Origin of the sequence: Streptococcus sp. S1 (assembly GCF_034137685.1) — a bacterium.
Taxonomy (GTDB): domain Bacteria; phylum Bacillota; class Bacilli; order Lactobacillales; family Streptococcaceae; genus Streptococcus; species Streptococcus dentalis.
In genome coordinates, this window is sequence record NZ_CP139418.1 from 748,020 (window position 1) to 762,991 (window position 14,972).

Consider the following 14,972-nt stretch of genomic DNA (forward strand, 5'->3'; position numbering starts at 1 on the left):
AAAAATAGAGGAAAAAAGGTAGATAAGGATGTAAGATTCCTTGCTTGGCCTTCCCTTTCGTGCTAAAATAACCATAGAAACTGCTTTGGGCAAGGAGTAGGACCATGCAAAAGAATCCCCTCTATAACACCTCTAGTATCAGCTTTTTTCAATATCTCTTTGCGATTGCAGTGATTTTGGTGCATAGTGGTCGCTTGACCTCTTATGAGCCACTGCATTTTGGTCTCAAGAGTATGCTCGGCCGGCTAGCGGTTCCATTTTTTATCGTCTGTGCCAGCTTTTTCCTCAAACAATCCCTAGGGAATTCTCAGAAAATGAAGGCCTATCTGGTCAAAATCGTAAAAACCTATTTGTTTTGGAGTTTCGTTTACCTCCCTTATGCCTGGCTCTTTTTCTCTAGTCTCCATCTTCCTGTTTATCTCTTTCCAGCAGGAATCTTGATTGCTCTGGTCTACTTGGGAATGTGCTACCAACTCTGGTATATTCCTGCTTTTTTACTGGGCTTGTTTTTGGTCAATCAATTGGTCAAACGCCTAGGTATGGTTTGGACGGGGGTGATCACTTTTCTTCTTTACTGCTGGGGCTTGATCGAGACCTATTCGGCTTATCTGGACACCACAAGTCTTCTTAAGGGTTACCAGCTCTACAGCAATTTATTTTTTACAGCGCGAAATGGTCTCTTTTACACGCCCATTTTTATCTATATGGGTTATTATCTGTATGACCATTTTCATGCACAAACTTTTAGAATTCACCGTTGGCAAAAGCTAGCACTTGCCTTTGGTTTGCTCTGCCTCGAAGGCATCATCATTTTTCAACACCAAGGAATTGATAAGAACTTTTTCTTTCTCCTTCCTTTTGTGACCGTTTATTTGGTCAATGCCTGCCTGCGATCGTCCTTTTTGAAAAGCTATGATTTGCAGTATTTAAAGCAAATGAGTATAGCCCTTTACTTTTCGCATCCGATCTTTATCGAGTGGGCTCGCTATGGCTTTAGCAGCCTCCCCCTTACTTATCCAGATAGGGGCAAGCTGATTTTTGTGACCGGCCTGTTTGGTAGTCACCTCTTTGGGCTAGCTATGCTGTGGCTTCAAGATAAAAAGAAAAATCAAAAAACTTCACCAATCTAGGATAAGGTGAAGTCTTTTTTATGACTTAGTAAGGGCAATTTCCTCTAGCTTTGTGTAGCTTTTTTCAATTCCCGAACGTTTTCAAGAAAACTTCAGAAAATTCTTGACTTCTGATGAAATAGGCGTATGATTAGTTGTGAACTGTTGAACAATCCTTTTCAAGAGAAACCCTGATGTCGACTAAGGGATCTGTGAAAGGTGAAGTGGTTCAAATCAAAAATCTATAGAGCGTTGCGTCCGAAAGTCTAAACAGACACGGCTCTTTAAAAACAAAAGGAGAAGATTATGAAAACAGAACCGATTCATCGTACCAGTATGTGGAAATTTAAGTTAAGTGCTGCCACCATGACTTTGATTCCCGCTGCCGTGGGGATTAACTATGTTGCCAAAGCCTTGGCGGAGGGGTTAAAGTTGCCCGTTTGGCTGGGGTCTTTGGGAACCTTTCTTGCCAGCATGTTGGCTGGGCCGGTTGCCGGTGCCATCAGTGGTTTCATCAACAACGTGATCTATGGGCTGACCTTATCGCCAATTTCAACCGTGTATGCGATTACCAGCATCGGAATTGGGATTGCTGTCGGAGTTTTGCACGCTAATGGGTGGTTCTCGTCAGCGCGACGAGTATTTGTTTCTGCTATTATTATTGCCATCGTTTCAGCTGTCATTTCAACGCCACTCAACGTCATCTTTTGGGGTGGTCAGACCGGTATCGCTTGGGGTGACTCATTGTTTGCGGTAATGGTCGCCAATCATGCACCAGTGTGGCTGGCCTCATTTATCGATGAGTTTGTCTTGGATATTTTGGATAAAGTCTGCGTGGCCTACCTGGCATTCTTCATCTATCGTCAGCTGCCGAAGCGGATGGTGCACTTCTTTAGCGGTGATAAATGATGACTGATCAAACATTGATTTCTGGAGCGCCACGGGTCAAGCTCAAGTGGTACCAGGTGATCGATCCGATTACTAAGCTCTTGTTCATCTTGGACATGACGTTGTTGAGCTTTGCCAGTATGAATTTATTGCTTCAGGCCGGATTAATTCTTGTCGCAACACTGCTATTGTTATTTTCCAAATTGAGTTCTACCATCTTTAAGGCGCTGGGATTCAGCCTGTTTCTGATTTGCACCATGCTGATCATCCAAGGATTATTTTACAGTCGGAATCAAACTGTGCTGTTTTCTGTGCTTGGGGTGTCGTTCTACAAAGAAGGCCTGATTTACGCCTCCACTCTGGGTTGTCGAGTATTGGTGATTATTTTGATCAGTGGCTTTTTTATGGTGACCACGAGTATTTCAGAAAACGCGGCCTATTTGGAACTGTCCGGATTGTCTTATAAAACCGTCTACGTTCTGATGTCGGTGTGTTATATTTTGCCGGAAATGATGCGCAATATGCGGAAAATCCAGCAGGCACAAAAAGTTCGCGGAACCAATCCGCAAAAAACGTTGATTCAGAAATTAAAGTCAGTCCTGCCGGTTCTAATTCCATTGGTGATTAAGACCTTGGATCAATCGATGGCGCGGTCGATTTCTCTCCAACTGAGAGGTTTTGATAATCCCAACCGGACTGTCAGAACCTCCCAGCGCGTGTATCGCCTGTCGCGGACGCTGCACATTGGTCTGACTGGATTGGCAATTTTATTGATTGGGTGGAAGATATGGACGAAGATAAACGGATTGTAATTGAAAATTTGACCACCCGTTATCCGGGTACTGAGCAACCACAACTGCGTCAGATTAACGCGGAGGTTCATACCGGCCAGGTGGTTGGGATTATCGGGAATAGCCACTCCGGCAAATCGACTTTGTGCCGTGTGCTGGCAGGGGTCATTCCCAAAATGGTGTCTGCTGAGATTGAGGGCGACTGGCACATGTTTGGCCAGCGAGTGTCCGACAATTGGCCCGTTTATAATGCCATGAATGGAGTTGTACTGCAAAATCCAGCTGGCCAACTAAGCGGGTTGGCAGACACGGTTGCCGATGAAATCGCCTTTGACTTGATTAATCAGGGAATGGCTGAAGGACTGATTCAAAAACGGGTTGAAGAAGTTGCCAAGCAAATGGGGCTGATTGAACAGCTGAATTTGCGTCCCGAGAGCCTTTCCGGTGGTCAGAGCCAACGGTTGGCAATTGCCACGGCGATTGCGGCTAACCCGGCTGTTTTGATTATGGATGATCCGACCAGTCAGATGGATCCCCTTGGCCGCCGACAATTTTTCCAATGGCTGGCCCAAGTCAAAGAGACGACTGTCTTCATTGTCACCAGTGAAATTGACGATTTGTGTGAAGTCGCCGACGTTGTGTGGGTGCTGCACGAGGGTCAAATGGTAGCCCAGGGCAGGCCGGGTGAGGTGTTTAATCATTTGGCAGCTGACTGGCAGATTCCAGCCCCGACAATCCAGCAACTTGCTCAAAAAATGGATTGGCACTTGGCTGATGGCCGGTATCCGGTGAATGACGCTGAACTGAAGGAGGTTTGTTATGTCCACAATTGAACTGAACCACCTGACGTTCACTTATCCGGAACGGTCCTTTAGCTTGGATGTTGAAGACAAACTCTTCGCCGATCCGATGGTGGCGATTGTCGGCCAAAATGGTGCCGGCAAATCAACGCTCTTCAAATTGTTGACGGGCTTGCTGACACCACAAACCGGTGTGATTAAGATCGATGGAGTAAATTTTAATGATCTTAAACCAGTCGAAAAGTTACTGAAGGTTGGGATTACTTTTCAGAATCCTGACGATCAGCTTTTCAACCCGACCGTTCAACGAGAGGTGGAGTGGAGTGTCGCGCAGGTCATGGATGACCACGACACGATTACGAGGCGGGCTTTAGCGGCTCTAAAAAGAGTTGGCTTGGATGATAAAACAGCTGAAAGTCCATATGACCTGTCATTGTCGGAACGCAAGCTGTTAAGCGTTGCCACAGTTTTGGCAGTGGATCCGGCGATTTATTTATTTGATGAGCCGATGATGTCGCTTGATTGGGAAAGCCGGCGCAAGTTGACCGCAATTTTCCATCAGTTGGCTGATTCGGGCCACCAAGTTGTGACCATCACCCATGACATGGATTGGGTCGCCGCCGAGTTTGAGTCGGTGTATGTTATGGAACACGGGAAGTTTGGCTTCGCCGGCAGTCCACGGGAATTGTTCAGCGATCACGAACTTGTCCAGCGAGTGGGATTACTACCACCGCGGATTATGGACATAGCGGAGTCGCTGGATGATTCACAGACATATTTATCGGTTAATGATTATTACCAGAAAAATCGAGATGTATAGAAAAAGTCACCTCTGCGGGTTTTCCAGGTTGAAGGATTAACTTCAGCTTCTGGCAAGAACTCACATGGGTGACTTTTGTGTTTAATAACGTTTCATGATCATCGGGTGCTTCCTCAGATCACTCGGTTTGATGTTACTTTGTTTCATGGTCATAATCATATACCATTTCTTTTGGATCTTTTGTTTGACTAATACAAAATAGGTCTTCATAGGTCTTCGCATTTTTAGCGCCCATTAGGATCATCAGTATAATTTTCTGAATTAGGAGACTGTCCCGTCACTATTCGAATTTCGTCTCCCAACTTACGCTGTTCCCATTCATCCGCGAATCCTTTAAATCGCAATTCTGGAACTTTCTTTTTAACTGAATCATCTATTTTCGCCATAGTCCCCACCATTTTATTGGTTTTTCTTGATTTACCTTATCAACAGTCTGGTTGGTTGGTACCAATGGAGTAAGGCAGCTAAGAAAGGCTACTAGTAACAATCAATAAAATACAAGAGGTGGGCATGTTGCCCCACCTCTTTTTGTGATATACTAGAGTAGTTTTTGAGACCTTGTGGAAAAACTCTCATTTCAAAGAAGTAAAAGGAGAAAACATGGAGATCTTTTTGAGGAGCATATCGGGGATTCTCGTCATCCTGGGCATGATTTTAGTGGGCTTCGTCATAGGTGAGAAAGGCTGGTTTGATGACAAGTCACGTGGCCTACTTGCTAAATTGGTCACTCAAGTTGCTCTTCCTTGCTATATGCTTTACACCATCACGCAGCGCTTCACAGCAGCAGATCTGCTTAAAATGTTGCCAGCCTTGCGGTTTCCTGCCTTGTCTATGGTTATTTTGCTTGGCATCGCGACAGCAGTAGCCAAGATCTTTGCAGTAAGACAGGACCGTCGTGGCCTCTTTATTTCCATGTTTTTTAATTCCAATACGATTTTCGTGGGGCTTCCCATTAACCAAGCCCTCTTTGGAGATGCCAGCATTCCCTATGTTTTGATCTATTATATGTGTAATACGACCTTTTTCTGGACTTTGGGAACTTATCTGATCCAGCGGGATGGTGAGGGAGAAGCGCAGTTTGATCTCAAAACGAGTCTGAAGAAAGTCTTTTCTCCGCCCCTGATGGGCTTTCTCTTGGGGCTAGTCATGGTGATGCTGCAGATCAAGTTGCCAGCCTTTCTAGCCAGTGATTTGCAGTATCTGGGTAATTTAACAACCCCTTTATCCATGATATTTATCGGTTTGTCAGTGTCTCATGTAGGTGTGAAGCAGTTGGTTCTGGGAAAAGATCAGCTATTGATTCTACTAGGTCGCTTCCTGGTTGCCCCTCTTTTGATGGCTTCCATCGTCTACTGGTTGCCTCTTCCAAGCCTGATGAAGCAAGTCTTTATCATCCAGTCTGCCATGCCTGTGATGACCAATGCGCCAGTTGTTGCCAGACTCTACGGAGCTGATAGTGATTATGCAGCAGTCATGGTGACAGAGACGACCCTTGCAACCATGGTGGTGATTCCTTTTCTCATGCTGTTGATGGCTTAACAAATAGAAAAAACAAAAGCTCAAGTTTTTCTGCAAACTTGAGCTTTTCTTATAACAAGGCTAACAAGATGGTAAGGACCAGAACGATGCCCATCCGAATCAGGTGGTGGGCTGGATGGAGGTTTCCTTTGTGTTTCCCATTCCAATAGGCCCCGTAGCAAATCAAACCACAGCCGATCAACCAAAGGACTAGAGAGACAATCGGTAAAAAGAAGTAGAGGGTGAGAGATAAGGTCGCAAGACTACTTCCGATGAGGAGAAATGTATTTCCTAGAGTGTGATTTCCTTTTTTAACTTCAGAAAGAGAAGCCAATAAGTGAAGAAGAACAAAAGCAAGGGCAAAGATGGCTGTAAAAAAGCCGAGAAGAACATAGGGTTTCCTTTCTAAAATATGATTGTCTGAGTGCTATTTTTTATGACTGATTTTATGAAGAATCATAAATGATACTACAAGATTTAAAATGATAACCAATAAAGTAAAAAGAGAGTAACCATAGAGTTTAATTGGAATTTCATCTTTGATATTACATAGAGAAAACAAACTCGTTAGAATTCCCGTCAACAATCCAGGCACATATTTTCGAATAACGATTGTCTGAATCAGATGTCCGAAAACATGGTAGATATATGCAATCACAATGGTTATGTAAATAGTATAGTTGTTAAACTGGTAACTAAGAAAAAGTGATAGAAGTAGGATTAGAAATTGCTCCAAGACAATGGCATTGAAAGCAAAAGGAGTGTAATAAGATAGGATTCGATTGTTTGGATACTGGATTGATATTTTTTTGACAAAGGATGGCATCCAAACGATTTCTTCCAGTTCGTGAAGCATGAAGAGTGCTGGAAATAGAAAGTAAAATTGCACGCTGGTCATTGAAAATACTCCCTTCTAGTTCGAGCCCACTTTCAGAATCTCCAAATAAAACTGAACGGCTTCTTGTTCTGTGTAAGATTTACCTTTTTTCAACCACCAGCTGAGGGTTTCAATGAAGTTAGTAACGACAAGGTGCTTGAGATAAGAATGAGGAATAGTAGGATGAGTCTTGATCAGTTCATCAGCCACCATTGGATAGACATCATGTTCTAGCTCTTTTCGCAGTTGCCGGATAAAATAATCATTTTTAGAGAGCAAGAGACTGGTCACATGGTCTTGATTTTTTTTGAAATGCTGGAAGATATGAGCCAGGTAGTCTTGTGGAGAGAGGTGTTCAGCACGCTCAAAGAGATGGTGAAAGAGCTTTTGGCAGAGTTCATCCAGTAGTAATTCCTTGCTCTCGTAATGGCTGTAAAAGGTCGAGCGCCCCACATCAGCAAGGTCAATGATTTCCTGAACGGTGATGGCCTCGTAGTCTTTTTGGTTGAGTAAGTGTAAGAAAGCTTGATAGATAGCTTTTCGAGTTTTGGTGATGCGACGATCCTGTGCTGTCATATGGACACTTCGAACAAACTGTTCGGTAACGTACACCCTAAACAGTTTGCCCCTATCCTTTCTGTTGATAGTATTGGATAATAGATAATGAACAAGATGTTCATGAATCTATTATATCAGAGGATTGAGGATTATGAAGACAAAACATGCAGTCTGGATCGCTTTTTTCTTGAATTTGAGTTATGCTATTGTTGAGTTTATCGCAGGAGGGATTTTTGGGTCCAGTGCAGTCCTTGCAGATTCTGTCCATGACTTGGGGGATGCGATCGCTATTGGGATCTCCGCTTTTTTGGAGAGTATTTCCAACCGTGAAGAAGACAGCCACTACACCTTGGGTTACAAGCGCTTTAGCCTTTTAGGGGCCATGGTAACAGCTGTGATTCTCATGACAGGGTCCGTTCTGGTTATTTTAGAAAATATAACGAAACTCTTTCATCCACAACCTGTCAACGATGAGGGCATTCTCTGGCTTGGAATCATAGCCGTTAGCATTAATGTGCTAGCAAGTTTGGTCGTGCGTAAGGGACAAACCAAGAACGAATCCATCCTTAGCCTGCATTTTCTGGAAGATACCTTGGGTTGGGTGGCTGTCATCCTAATGGCCATTGTCCTCCGATTTACCGACTGGTATATTCTGGATCCGCTCTTGTCCCTTGCTATTTCCATCTTTATTCTGTCAAAAGCCATTCCACGTTTTTGGAGCACGCTCAAGATTTTCCTAGATGCTGTGCCAGAAGGAGTGGATATCCAGAAGATCAAGACGGATTTGGCAGAGTTGGACCATGTGGCTAGTATCAATCAGCTCAATCTCTGGACCATGGATGGCTTAGAAAAGAATGCTATTGTCCATGTTTGTCTAGAGCATGTCACCCACATGGAGGTCTGTAAAGAGTCTATCCGAGACTTGCTCAAAGACTGTGGCTTTCAAAACGTCACCATTGAGGTGGATGCAGACTTGGCAAACCACCGAGCCCACAAGAGAAATATTGAAGAGCTAGAAGCCAGTCAAAGTCACAGGCATGATCACCACCATCAATGAAGAGTTGGTACGAGCAGAAGCCTAAGAAAAAGTGTATACTATAGTTAAGTAAGCAATAGAAAGTAGGTTGTTCCTATGAAGAAGACAGTCTATACAAAAGCTGGGCAAGTGGGTCTAGTAGAAGTAGAACGTCCACACATCGAAGCACCGGATGATGTCATTCTCCGTATCGTTCGTACCTGTGTCTGTGGCTCTGATCTCTGGAGCTACCGCAATCCAGAGATTGAAGCAGGCCATCAAAATAGTGGCCACGAAGCCATTGGGATCGTCGAAGAAATCGGTGAGGCCATTACAACGGTCAAACCGGGAGACTTTGTCATCGCGCCTTTCACCCATGGTTGTGGGGAGTGTGATGCTTGTCGTGCGGGCTATGATGGGACGTGTGATCGCCATATCGGCAGCAACTGGTCTGATGGGGTGCAAGCGGAGTATATGCGCTTCGAATACGCCAACTGGGCCCTTGTCAAAATCCCAGGGCAACCGTCTGATTATACAGAAGCCATGCTCAAATCCTTCTTGACGCTAGCAGATGTCATGCCGACAGGCTACCATGCGGCGCGTGTTGCGGATGTGAAACCAGGTGATAAAGTTGTCGTTATCGGGGACGGTGCCGTTGGGCAATGTGCGGTGATTGCTGCTAAGATGCGTGGAGCCTCCCAAATCGTCCTTATGAGTCGCCACGAAGACCGTCAACAAATGGCCTTGGAGTCAGGTGCAACAGCAGTCGTAGCGGAACGTGGTGAAGAAGGGATTGCCAAGGTCCGTGAAATCCTCGGAGGAGGAGCAGATGCAGCTCTTGAATGTGTCGGTACAGCAGCCGCTGTCGATCAAGCCCTTGGGGTACTTCACAATGGTGGACGTTTAGGTTTTGTCGGTGTCCCTCATTACAATAATCGTGCTCTCGGTTCAACCTTTGCCCAAAATATTTCGGTGGCAGGTGGAGCAGCCTCGGTCACTACCTATGACAAACAGTTCTTGCTCAAGGCTGTTCTTGATGGCGACATCAACCCAGGCCGCGTCTTTACTCATAGCTATAGCTTGGATGAGATTGATCAAGCATATAAAGATATGGATGAACGCAAGACTATTAAGGCTATGATTGTGCTTGAGTAATGAAAAAGTCTAGTAGAAATGAAACTACTAGACTTTTCTTTTATTGTGAAATAAATTCTTATTTCAAATCCGACATCACTTGTTTCTTCGTGAAGGTACGCTCTTGTTTATTAGCTAAGGCCTTAATGCGCGCATCTAGGAGAATGGCGCGACCTTCGGCACTTCGGGTATAGACGAGGTCATACTTACCTAGGCTCTTTCGGATTTGCTCCACAAAGGCTTGAGCATCCTCTTTCCGTTTGTCAAAGAGGCTTGGTACAGCGAAATATTCTGTTTGATCGGATACCTTTTCCTGTGCTTTCAAGATATAGCGTTGATTTTCAATCGGTGCGAAAAATTCGATCATGGTTTGCGAAAAGACTTCTTTCTCTCGCATGCTTCCGCCCTTCAAATAAATCAGCGTGTTGATGGCATCCTTTCGATCTCGCACGACTTGGATGCGGGTTGCTTGAGTCTGGATCTGACCTGAAAGGAGCAGGGCTTGGTGAATAGCCTGGCCGAAGACTTCTAACCGTTTATAAGGGTTCTTATAGAGATAGTAGCGCAGCCAGGCAAGGAGAGCGAGAACAGCTAAAACGAATAGAAGAATTAGAGACGCTTTATTCCCTCCTCCTCTATGTGAATAGTAAAAAAGGTTGGCGAAAGCATCGGTCAAAGTGGCGGCCGTCAGCCAACGAGCTAGCTTTCTAGCGTCAAAAAATAGGGCCAGGGGCAGGAAGTGTTTATCCACTTGGACCTCATTTGCAATCTCCATATTCTCCAGAATCGGCAGGGCTTTTTGCCAGCCATCCCGGAGTTCTTGACGATGGGTGGACCGCTCTAAGGTTTCTTCATTGAGTTTCTGCAACTGTTTTTTGGTATAGCGGATATTGTCAAAGGCTAGGCGTTCGATACCGGATTCGATGAAGGGCTCCTTGTAATGGAGACCTAAAAATTGCTTCATCCGTCTTTCTAAGAGCTCCAGATCAGGACTATATTCTTTCAGCTGATCAGTGAGGGCTTCGATCTCTTCTTTTTCAAGATCGGACTTTTCATACCATTTCTTTAGGGAAAGATTGATGGAGACCAGATGCCAGATGTTGCTAGTCTTGTCTGGATCCTCAGGCCACACTCGAATGGCACGACCCCGCATTTGGTTGCTGAGCATGAAACTGCCGACAAAGCTCGCTAGGATCAGGGAGTTGACGCAAGGAGCATCCCAACCTTCTCCTAGAAGAGACTTGGTTCCAATGACAACCTGGATAAGCCCTTCTTGAAAGAGCTGGGTCACAGCTGTCACCAAATCATGTTGAGAACCAACCAAGCGAACCTTGAGAAAGTCATCAGGGGATAATTGGCCGACACTTTGGTAAGTCAAACGATTCTCTCCTAGAAGTTCTTCTAATCTTGGCTTAGCGACCGTCGGGATGATGACGATACTGCCGGTCAAGACAGCGATGGCAGGAGGAGTTGCTTGCTCTAAGCTTTCCCTGCGAATAGATTCGAAATAAGAGAGCACTCCCAATTGAGTAAATTGGGCGTCCTTATCTCCTAGATGAACTTCAAAGTCTTGGCGGATATAGTCTGTTAAGACCAGTTGGCGCAGTTGACTTCCAAGAGCCTGGTATTCCGCCTTGAAAATTTCTCGAACTGCATTGAGTTTTCCGAGGGATTGGTTGAGCAGGAGGTCTTGTTTTTTGTTGCGGACCAGTTTGACCTGTTTTCGATCGATCAAGCTGGCTGCTTTTAGTTCATGGAGGACTTGCTTCTCGTATTCCTCAGGTAGATTGTACCAGTGAGGCACCTGAAAGAGCAGACCTTGCAGGAGAATTTCAAGCCAGTCCATGGTGAAAGCAGGGAGTTTTTTGGCTCCTAAAAGGTCCTGGAAACGTTGGGGAAAGTCGATTCCCTTGCTTCGAAGAAAGATCAGGGTAGCAGAGAGATACTTGGGATCATTGAGCAATTCATCATCGCTGATCTGACCCGATAAGGCCTGGCAGTTTTGCAGGTATTGGCAAAAGAGGGGATCGGAAGTCAGTTGTTGCAAGAGAGCATTCTTTTGTTGGCTAAAGGCGTCCAACTGCTCTTGCTCTTCCTTGGTTGGAAAGGCAAAGTAGACATAGTCCTGATGGGGACAAAGGGTTTCTTCCTTGACCAATTCGGGAACCGTAATTTCCTCATCAATCTCACCACACATGCGGATATAGCGTTCCCAAAGAGCAGGGTCCCCTTCATAGGGAGGGGTAGCAGTGAGGGAGATCATCTTTAAGTCAGGGAAGGCTTGGCGAAAGGCTTCCAAACTCTTCCACCATTCATTGCGCAAGTGGTGACATTCATCTAAACAAAGGGTCCCAAGTGAGATGGCTTTGAAAGTAGTAAAGATATCAAAGCCTTTGAAATCAAATGTTTCAATCTCTGCCTGGTCATCGGTATCCTCGATTTGTGATTGGCCGACGACTTGATTCATGGCACTGTGGAGGGCCTGATAGGTAGCCACTGTAATCAGCTTAGGATGTTTGAGGTCCTGAGAGATCAATTGCCCCGCTTGGTTTTCATCTTTCAAGAATGCTTGGACAATCCGGTCGACCCATTGCTGGCGAATCGTGACTGTAGGTGCCAGGATAAGAGTTGGTTGCCCAAAGCGTCGGATAAATTCGATTCCCAGGGTTGTTTTTCCAGAGCCAGGAGCCGCCACCAAATGCAGGTGGCCATCCGCCATAAAAGCCTCACTCTTATCGAGGACGCGTTTTTGATAGTGTCTCCATTGGCCTATAAAGGCTAGTTCTTGTAACATTGGTTTCCTCCCTTGTACTGTCCCCATTATAACATAGCGAAGGACAAGAATCTTTTGGTAGAAGCTGAAGATTTCTACTTTCTAATGAGAATGGCAAACAGGAATCATTCGGACAGAGCGAAAAAGCTCAATCTACAGATTAGGCTTGTTAACGTTAGTCTTTCTTTGTTTTACGAGAGAGACCAAAGGCAGCACCCATGCTAAGAAGACCAAGGCCAAGAGTTGTCAAGGCAGTTGAGGTCGTGCTTCCTGTATTTGGAAGGCTTGCTTCTTTTTGAGGAAGAGCTGCTGGTGCGATATAGACTTCTGTTTTCACAGGCTCGTTTTTAGCTGGTGTGAAGACTGTCGGTTTCGCAGGAGTGACAACAGCCGGTTTCTGAGGAGTAGGAGTCGGTGTTGCAGGTGTTTGGATGCTAGGCGTTTGTGGTTTTGCTTTCGCCACGCGGTGAGTTTTTGAAATCAACTCATACTTATCTGTTTGGACTTTGAAGACACGACCTTTTTGTACAGTTTCAACAACTTTATTGGCAAATTGAACGTTCAACAAGTCAGCAAAATCTTTGCGGATATCTAGGTAGAGACCATTTGTCCCATTGACCAATGGAGCAAAGTCAGACTGGTCTACTGTGCGTCCTACAACTGTTAAGGAAATATTCGCTGCCTTCAATGATTGAAGAGTTTCTTCTTTTGATGGGAGAGAATTCTTATATGGAGTATTCATATCGATTGGCTCGTCTGTAATGACGAATGCAAATCGATGATTGTTTGTTCCGGTGCCCCAGTTGTAGTCCTCTGAAGTAGCGATGTGGCGCAATGGAACAGTGGTGTTTTCATAACCACCATAGGTTTTGATAGTTTTCAGAGCAGAAATAAAACTTTCTGGATCCGTTGTGAATTTTGATCCGTTAAAATCAAAGTATTGTATACGATCTGATCGTTCAAATGCAACCAATCCCAAGCGTGCTTGGATATTTTTTGCAGATAAATTACGAACAAAGGTCTCAACGTTCTTCATTGTATCATTGATATGTGAATCCATCGAAGTTGATTTATCAATGACAAAGACGATGTCGGATGTTGCTTGGACTTCTTTTTTATTGACCACATCTGCTTCTTTTGTCACTTCGACTACAGTTGTTTTATTGACAGTTTCTGTAGTTGTCTCAGTGTAGTCAGCTGTTTCTTTTGTGGATGTAGCTGTCTTAGTTGAAGAGACTGGTTTTGGAGTGCCCACAGGTGTGTCTTGATCGGCTAAGCTAGTGGTTTTGATGGTTGCTGTTGAAGTAGTGGTGGTGTCTGCGCCGTCTGTTTTAGCAGATGGGCCAGTTTTCTTGACGTCCACAGCGATGACATCCCCAGTTTTTGCTTTATCAGCAGGAACAACTGGTGTATTGGCTTTGGTGTTGATTTCTTCTGTTGCAGTAGTGATAGGTGATTTTGCTGTTGTAGTAGCTGCAGGAGCAGCTTGGGTTGTGCTAGGTGCAACGTCATCAGCAGAAGCAATAGTCGTTCCTGTGAAGACCGTTCCTAAAACAATGGAAGCTAAAGTTAAAGTTTGTTTACGTGAAATAGTATATTTTTTCAAAATACGTCCCCTTTTTAATAAACTTTTTTCTATCATACAGGTTTTTGAAAAACTTGTCAACGGTATAATAATCAAGGGTTTTGTCGACTTTTATATCCCTAATTATTGATAAAAAGTTGAATCAGAAAAATATACACAAAATAATTTAAACATACAAAGTGTACAAAAGATAATAGGATTCCCACAAATTTGCAGGAATCCTTATTTTATCGGCATTTCTACTATATTTTTTATTCGTAAAAAATACTAGCTAGTCACTTTTTTTATGTTTCTAAATCAGGACATAGGCTTCAACCGCTTGCCCAGCCCCGTTTTCATTGTTGGTCTTTGTCACGACTGCTGCTTCGTCTTTCACCTCTTGAGGAGCGTTGCCCATAGCGACACCGATGCCTGCTTTTTTGAGCATAGGAAGGTCATTGAAGTTGTCCCCCATGGTGAGGACTTCTTCTAAGCTCAAGTGGTAGTGGTTGGCGAGCTCAACCAGAGCATCCTCTTTAGAGACGTGCTTAGCCGTGACTTCTAGGTAGTTGGCTTTGGAGAGATAAAAGGCGGTAGAAGGAAAGTCGTCGGCGGGAACTGCACGATAGAGGGCTTGGATCTCTTCTGCTTCTCCAATTAAGAGCAATTTGTGGAGGGGCCTTGTCGTATCCTGCAAAGGATCCAATAGGGGGAGAATGAGAGGTTTTTCTCCTGTAATCCGGGCCTCCTCTTGGCTCCATTGGTCGAGATGATCGGTCATCCAGTCTTTTCCGCTATAGAGGTTGATCGAAACTTGAGGGAAGTGTTGGGTGGCCCAGTCGATAAAGTGCCGGGCTTCCGTCTTGTCCAAGGGATGCTCAAAAAGAACTTGTTCTCCTTTTTGGATCAAGGCCCCGTTGTAGCAGGCCATGGGACAGTCCTCTATGCCGAGCTCTTTGGCAATGGGTGCCATCCCTTTTGGGGAGCGAGCAGAGGCCAGCACGAAAGGAATCTCTTCACGTTTTAAATCTGGGATCAATGCTGCCAACTGTGGATCAATCTGATGGTGGTCATTTAAGATGGTGCCATCGATATCGCTGATGATGAGACGAATGTGAGACATAA

16 protein-coding genes are annotated in these 14,972 nt (G+C 44.7%); 8 read left to right on the forward strand and 8 right to left on the reverse strand.

The annotated features are described in order from the left end of the window. The first annotated feature begins 104 nt into the window (after positions 1 to 104). The 5 genes from SM121_RS03605 (at position 105) to SM121_RS03625 (ending at position 4,408) form a co-directional block, all read left to right on the forward strand. Positions 105 to 1,130 (forward strand): acyltransferase, encoded by a 1,026-nt coding sequence (locus SM121_RS03605; protein WP_320911178.1) that lies wholly within the window; start codon positions 105 to 107, stop codon positions 1,128 to 1,130. A gap of 285 nt (positions 1,131 to 1,415) precedes the next feature. Continuing rightward, on the forward strand, positions 1,416 to 2,018 hold the full coding sequence (locus tag SM121_RS03610; protein ID WP_003008715.1) for a hypothetical protein: 603 nt from the start codon (positions 1,416 to 1,418) through the stop codon (positions 2,016 to 2,018). Continuing rightward, positions 2,018 to 2,809, forward strand: coding sequence for an energy-coupling factor transporter transmembrane component T (locus SM121_RS03615; RefSeq protein WP_320911314.1), 792 nt, complete (start codon positions 2,018 to 2,020; stop codon positions 2,807 to 2,809). The genes SM121_RS03610 and SM121_RS03615 overlap by 1 nt, the downstream gene beginning before the upstream one ends. Next, positions 2,785 to 3,621 (forward strand): ABC transporter ATP-binding protein, encoded by an 837-nt coding sequence (locus SM121_RS03620; protein WP_320911179.1) that lies wholly within the window; start codon positions 2,785 to 2,787, stop codon positions 3,619 to 3,621. Before SM121_RS03615 ends, SM121_RS03620 begins: the two co-directional genes overlap by 25 nt. Next, on the forward strand, positions 3,608 to 4,408 hold the full coding sequence (locus SM121_RS03625) for an energy-coupling factor ABC transporter ATP-binding protein (RefSeq protein WP_320911180.1): 801 nt from the start codon (positions 3,608 to 3,610) through the stop codon (positions 4,406 to 4,408). Before SM121_RS03620 ends, SM121_RS03625 begins: the two co-directional genes overlap by 14 nt. An 81-nt stretch (positions 4,409 to 4,489) precedes the next feature. Here the strand turns inward: SM121_RS03625 and SM121_RS03630 are convergent, their stop codons facing one another. Both SM121_RS03630 and SM121_RS03635 read right to left on the reverse strand, forming a co-directional pair. Continuing rightward, the gene (locus tag SM121_RS03630) at positions 4,490 to 4,618 is read right to left on the reverse strand and encodes a hypothetical protein (RefSeq protein WP_267472621.1); all 129 of its coding nucleotides are present in this window, start codon (positions 4,616 to 4,618) and stop codon (positions 4,490 to 4,492) included. Between the two features lie 14 nt (positions 4,619 to 4,632). Then, a complete protein-coding gene (locus SM121_RS03635; RefSeq protein ID WP_320911181.1) occupies positions 4,633 to 4,794 on the reverse strand; it encodes a hypothetical protein in 162 nt (53 codons plus the stop codon). A gap of 214 nt (positions 4,795 to 5,008) precedes the next feature. Between SM121_RS03635 and SM121_RS03640 the strand changes: the two genes are divergently transcribed. After that, the gene (locus SM121_RS03640) at positions 5,009 to 5,947 is read left to right on the forward strand and encodes an AEC family transporter (protein ID WP_320911182.1); all 939 of its coding nucleotides are present in this window, start codon (positions 5,009 to 5,011) and stop codon (positions 5,945 to 5,947) included. A 49-nt stretch (positions 5,948 to 5,996) separates the two neighbouring features. Here SM121_RS03640 and SM121_RS03645 read toward each other — a convergent pair whose 3' ends face one another. From SM121_RS03645 to SM121_RS03655, 3 genes are read right to left on the reverse strand one after another with little or no spacing between them, the layout of a single operon-like run. Next, positions 5,997 to 6,338, reverse strand: coding sequence for a glucuronide permease (locus SM121_RS03645; protein ID WP_320911315.1), 342 nt, complete (start codon positions 6,336 to 6,338; stop codon positions 5,997 to 5,999). Positions 6,339 to 6,353: 15 nt separating this feature from the next. Next, the gene (locus SM121_RS03650) at positions 6,354 to 6,824 is read right to left on the reverse strand and encodes an HXXEE domain-containing protein (protein ID WP_320911183.1); all 471 of its coding nucleotides are present in this window, start codon (positions 6,822 to 6,824) and stop codon (positions 6,354 to 6,356) included. A 15-nt stretch (positions 6,825 to 6,839) separates the two neighbouring features. Continuing rightward, the gene (locus tag SM121_RS03655; protein WP_239683019.1) at positions 6,840 to 7,379 is read right to left on the reverse strand and encodes a TetR/AcrR family transcriptional regulator; all 540 of its coding nucleotides are present in this window, start codon (positions 7,377 to 7,379) and stop codon (positions 6,840 to 6,842) included. A gap of 133 nt (positions 7,380 to 7,512) precedes the next feature. Here SM121_RS03655 and SM121_RS03660 point away from each other — a divergent pair, with 133 nt between their 5' ends. Together SM121_RS03660 and SM121_RS03665 are read left to right on the forward strand one after the other, a co-directional pair. Beyond that, the gene (locus SM121_RS03660) at positions 7,513 to 8,418 is read left to right on the forward strand and encodes a cation diffusion facilitator family transporter (RefSeq protein WP_320911184.1); all 906 of its coding nucleotides are present in this window, start codon (positions 7,513 to 7,515) and stop codon (positions 8,416 to 8,418) included. A 75-nt stretch (positions 8,419 to 8,493) separates the two neighbouring features. After that, positions 8,494 to 9,531, forward strand: coding sequence for a zinc-binding dehydrogenase (locus SM121_RS03665; protein WP_320911185.1), 1,038 nt, complete (start codon positions 8,494 to 8,496; stop codon positions 9,529 to 9,531). A 58-nt stretch (positions 9,532 to 9,589) separates the two neighbouring features. Here the strand turns inward: SM121_RS03665 and SM121_RS03670 are convergent, their stop codons facing one another. The 3 genes from SM121_RS03670 to SM121_RS03680 form a co-directional block, all read right to left on the reverse strand. Next, a complete protein-coding gene (locus SM121_RS03670) occupies positions 9,590 to 12,304 on the reverse strand; it encodes a DEAD/DEAH box helicase family protein (RefSeq protein WP_320911186.1) in 2,715 nt (904 codons plus the stop codon). Positions 12,305 to 12,458: 154 nt separating this feature from the next. Next, positions 12,459 to 13,889 carry a vWA domain-containing protein gene (locus tag SM121_RS03675; protein WP_320911187.1) on the reverse strand — a complete coding sequence of 477 codons (1,431 nt, stop codon included), beginning with the start codon at positions 13,887 to 13,889 and terminating at the stop codon, positions 12,459 to 12,461. A 271-nt stretch (positions 13,890 to 14,160) separates the two neighbouring features. Then, the gene (locus SM121_RS03680; RefSeq protein WP_320911188.1) at positions 14,161 to 14,970 is read right to left on the reverse strand and encodes a Cof-type HAD-IIB family hydrolase; all 810 of its coding nucleotides are present in this window, start codon (positions 14,968 to 14,970) and stop codon (positions 14,161 to 14,163) included. Between the last annotated feature and the right edge of the window lie 2 nt (positions 14,971 to 14,972).

Excerpts from the sequence above, each read along its gene's own strand:
- SM121_RS03640 (WP_320911182.1), top strand. The coding sequence starts at position 5,009 with ATGGAGATCTTTTTGAGGAGCATATCGGGGATTCTCGTCATCCTGGGC.
- SM121_RS03615 (WP_320911314.1), top strand. The coding sequence starts at position 2,018 with ATGACTGATCAAACATTGATTTCTGGAGCGCCACGGGTCAAGCTCAAG.
- SM121_RS03680 (WP_320911188.1), bottom strand. The coding sequence starts at position 14,970 with ATGTCTCACATTCGTCTCATCATCAGCGATATCGATGGCACCATCTTA.
- SM121_RS03625 (WP_320911180.1), top strand. The coding sequence starts at position 3,608 with ATGTCCACAATTGAACTGAACCACCTGACGTTCACTTATCCGGAACGG.
- SM121_RS03665 (WP_320911185.1), top strand. The coding sequence starts at position 8,494 with ATGAAGAAGACAGTCTATACAAAAGCTGGGCAAGTGGGTCTAGTAGAA.
- SM121_RS03650 (WP_320911183.1), bottom strand. The coding sequence starts at position 6,824 with ATGACCAGCGTGCAATTTTACTTTCTATTTCCAGCACTCTTCATGCTT.
- SM121_RS03605 (WP_320911178.1), top strand. The coding sequence starts at position 105 with ATGCAAAAGAATCCCCTCTATAACACCTCTAGTATCAGCTTTTTTCAA.
- SM121_RS03630 (WP_267472621.1), bottom strand. The coding sequence starts at position 4,618 with ATGAAGACCTATTTTGTATTAGTCAAACAAAAGATCCAAAAGAAATGG.
- SM121_RS03635 (WP_320911181.1), bottom strand. The coding sequence starts at position 4,794 with ATGGCGAAAATAGATGATTCAGTTAAAAAGAAAGTTCCAGAATTGCGA.
- SM121_RS03620 (WP_320911179.1), top strand. The coding sequence starts at position 2,785 with ATGGACGAAGATAAACGGATTGTAATTGAAAATTTGACCACCCGTTAT.
- SM121_RS03610 (WP_003008715.1), top strand. The coding sequence starts at position 1,416 with ATGAAAACAGAACCGATTCATCGTACCAGTATGTGGAAATTTAAGTTA.
- SM121_RS03655 (WP_239683019.1), bottom strand. The coding sequence starts at position 7,379 with ATGACAGCACAGGATCGTCGCATCACCAAAACTCGAAAAGCTATCTAT.
- SM121_RS03670 (WP_320911186.1), bottom strand. The coding sequence starts at position 12,304 with ATGTTACAAGAACTAGCCTTTATAGGCCAATGGAGACACTATCAAAAA.
- SM121_RS03660 (WP_320911184.1), top strand. The coding sequence starts at position 7,513 with ATGAAGACAAAACATGCAGTCTGGATCGCTTTTTTCTTGAATTTGAGT.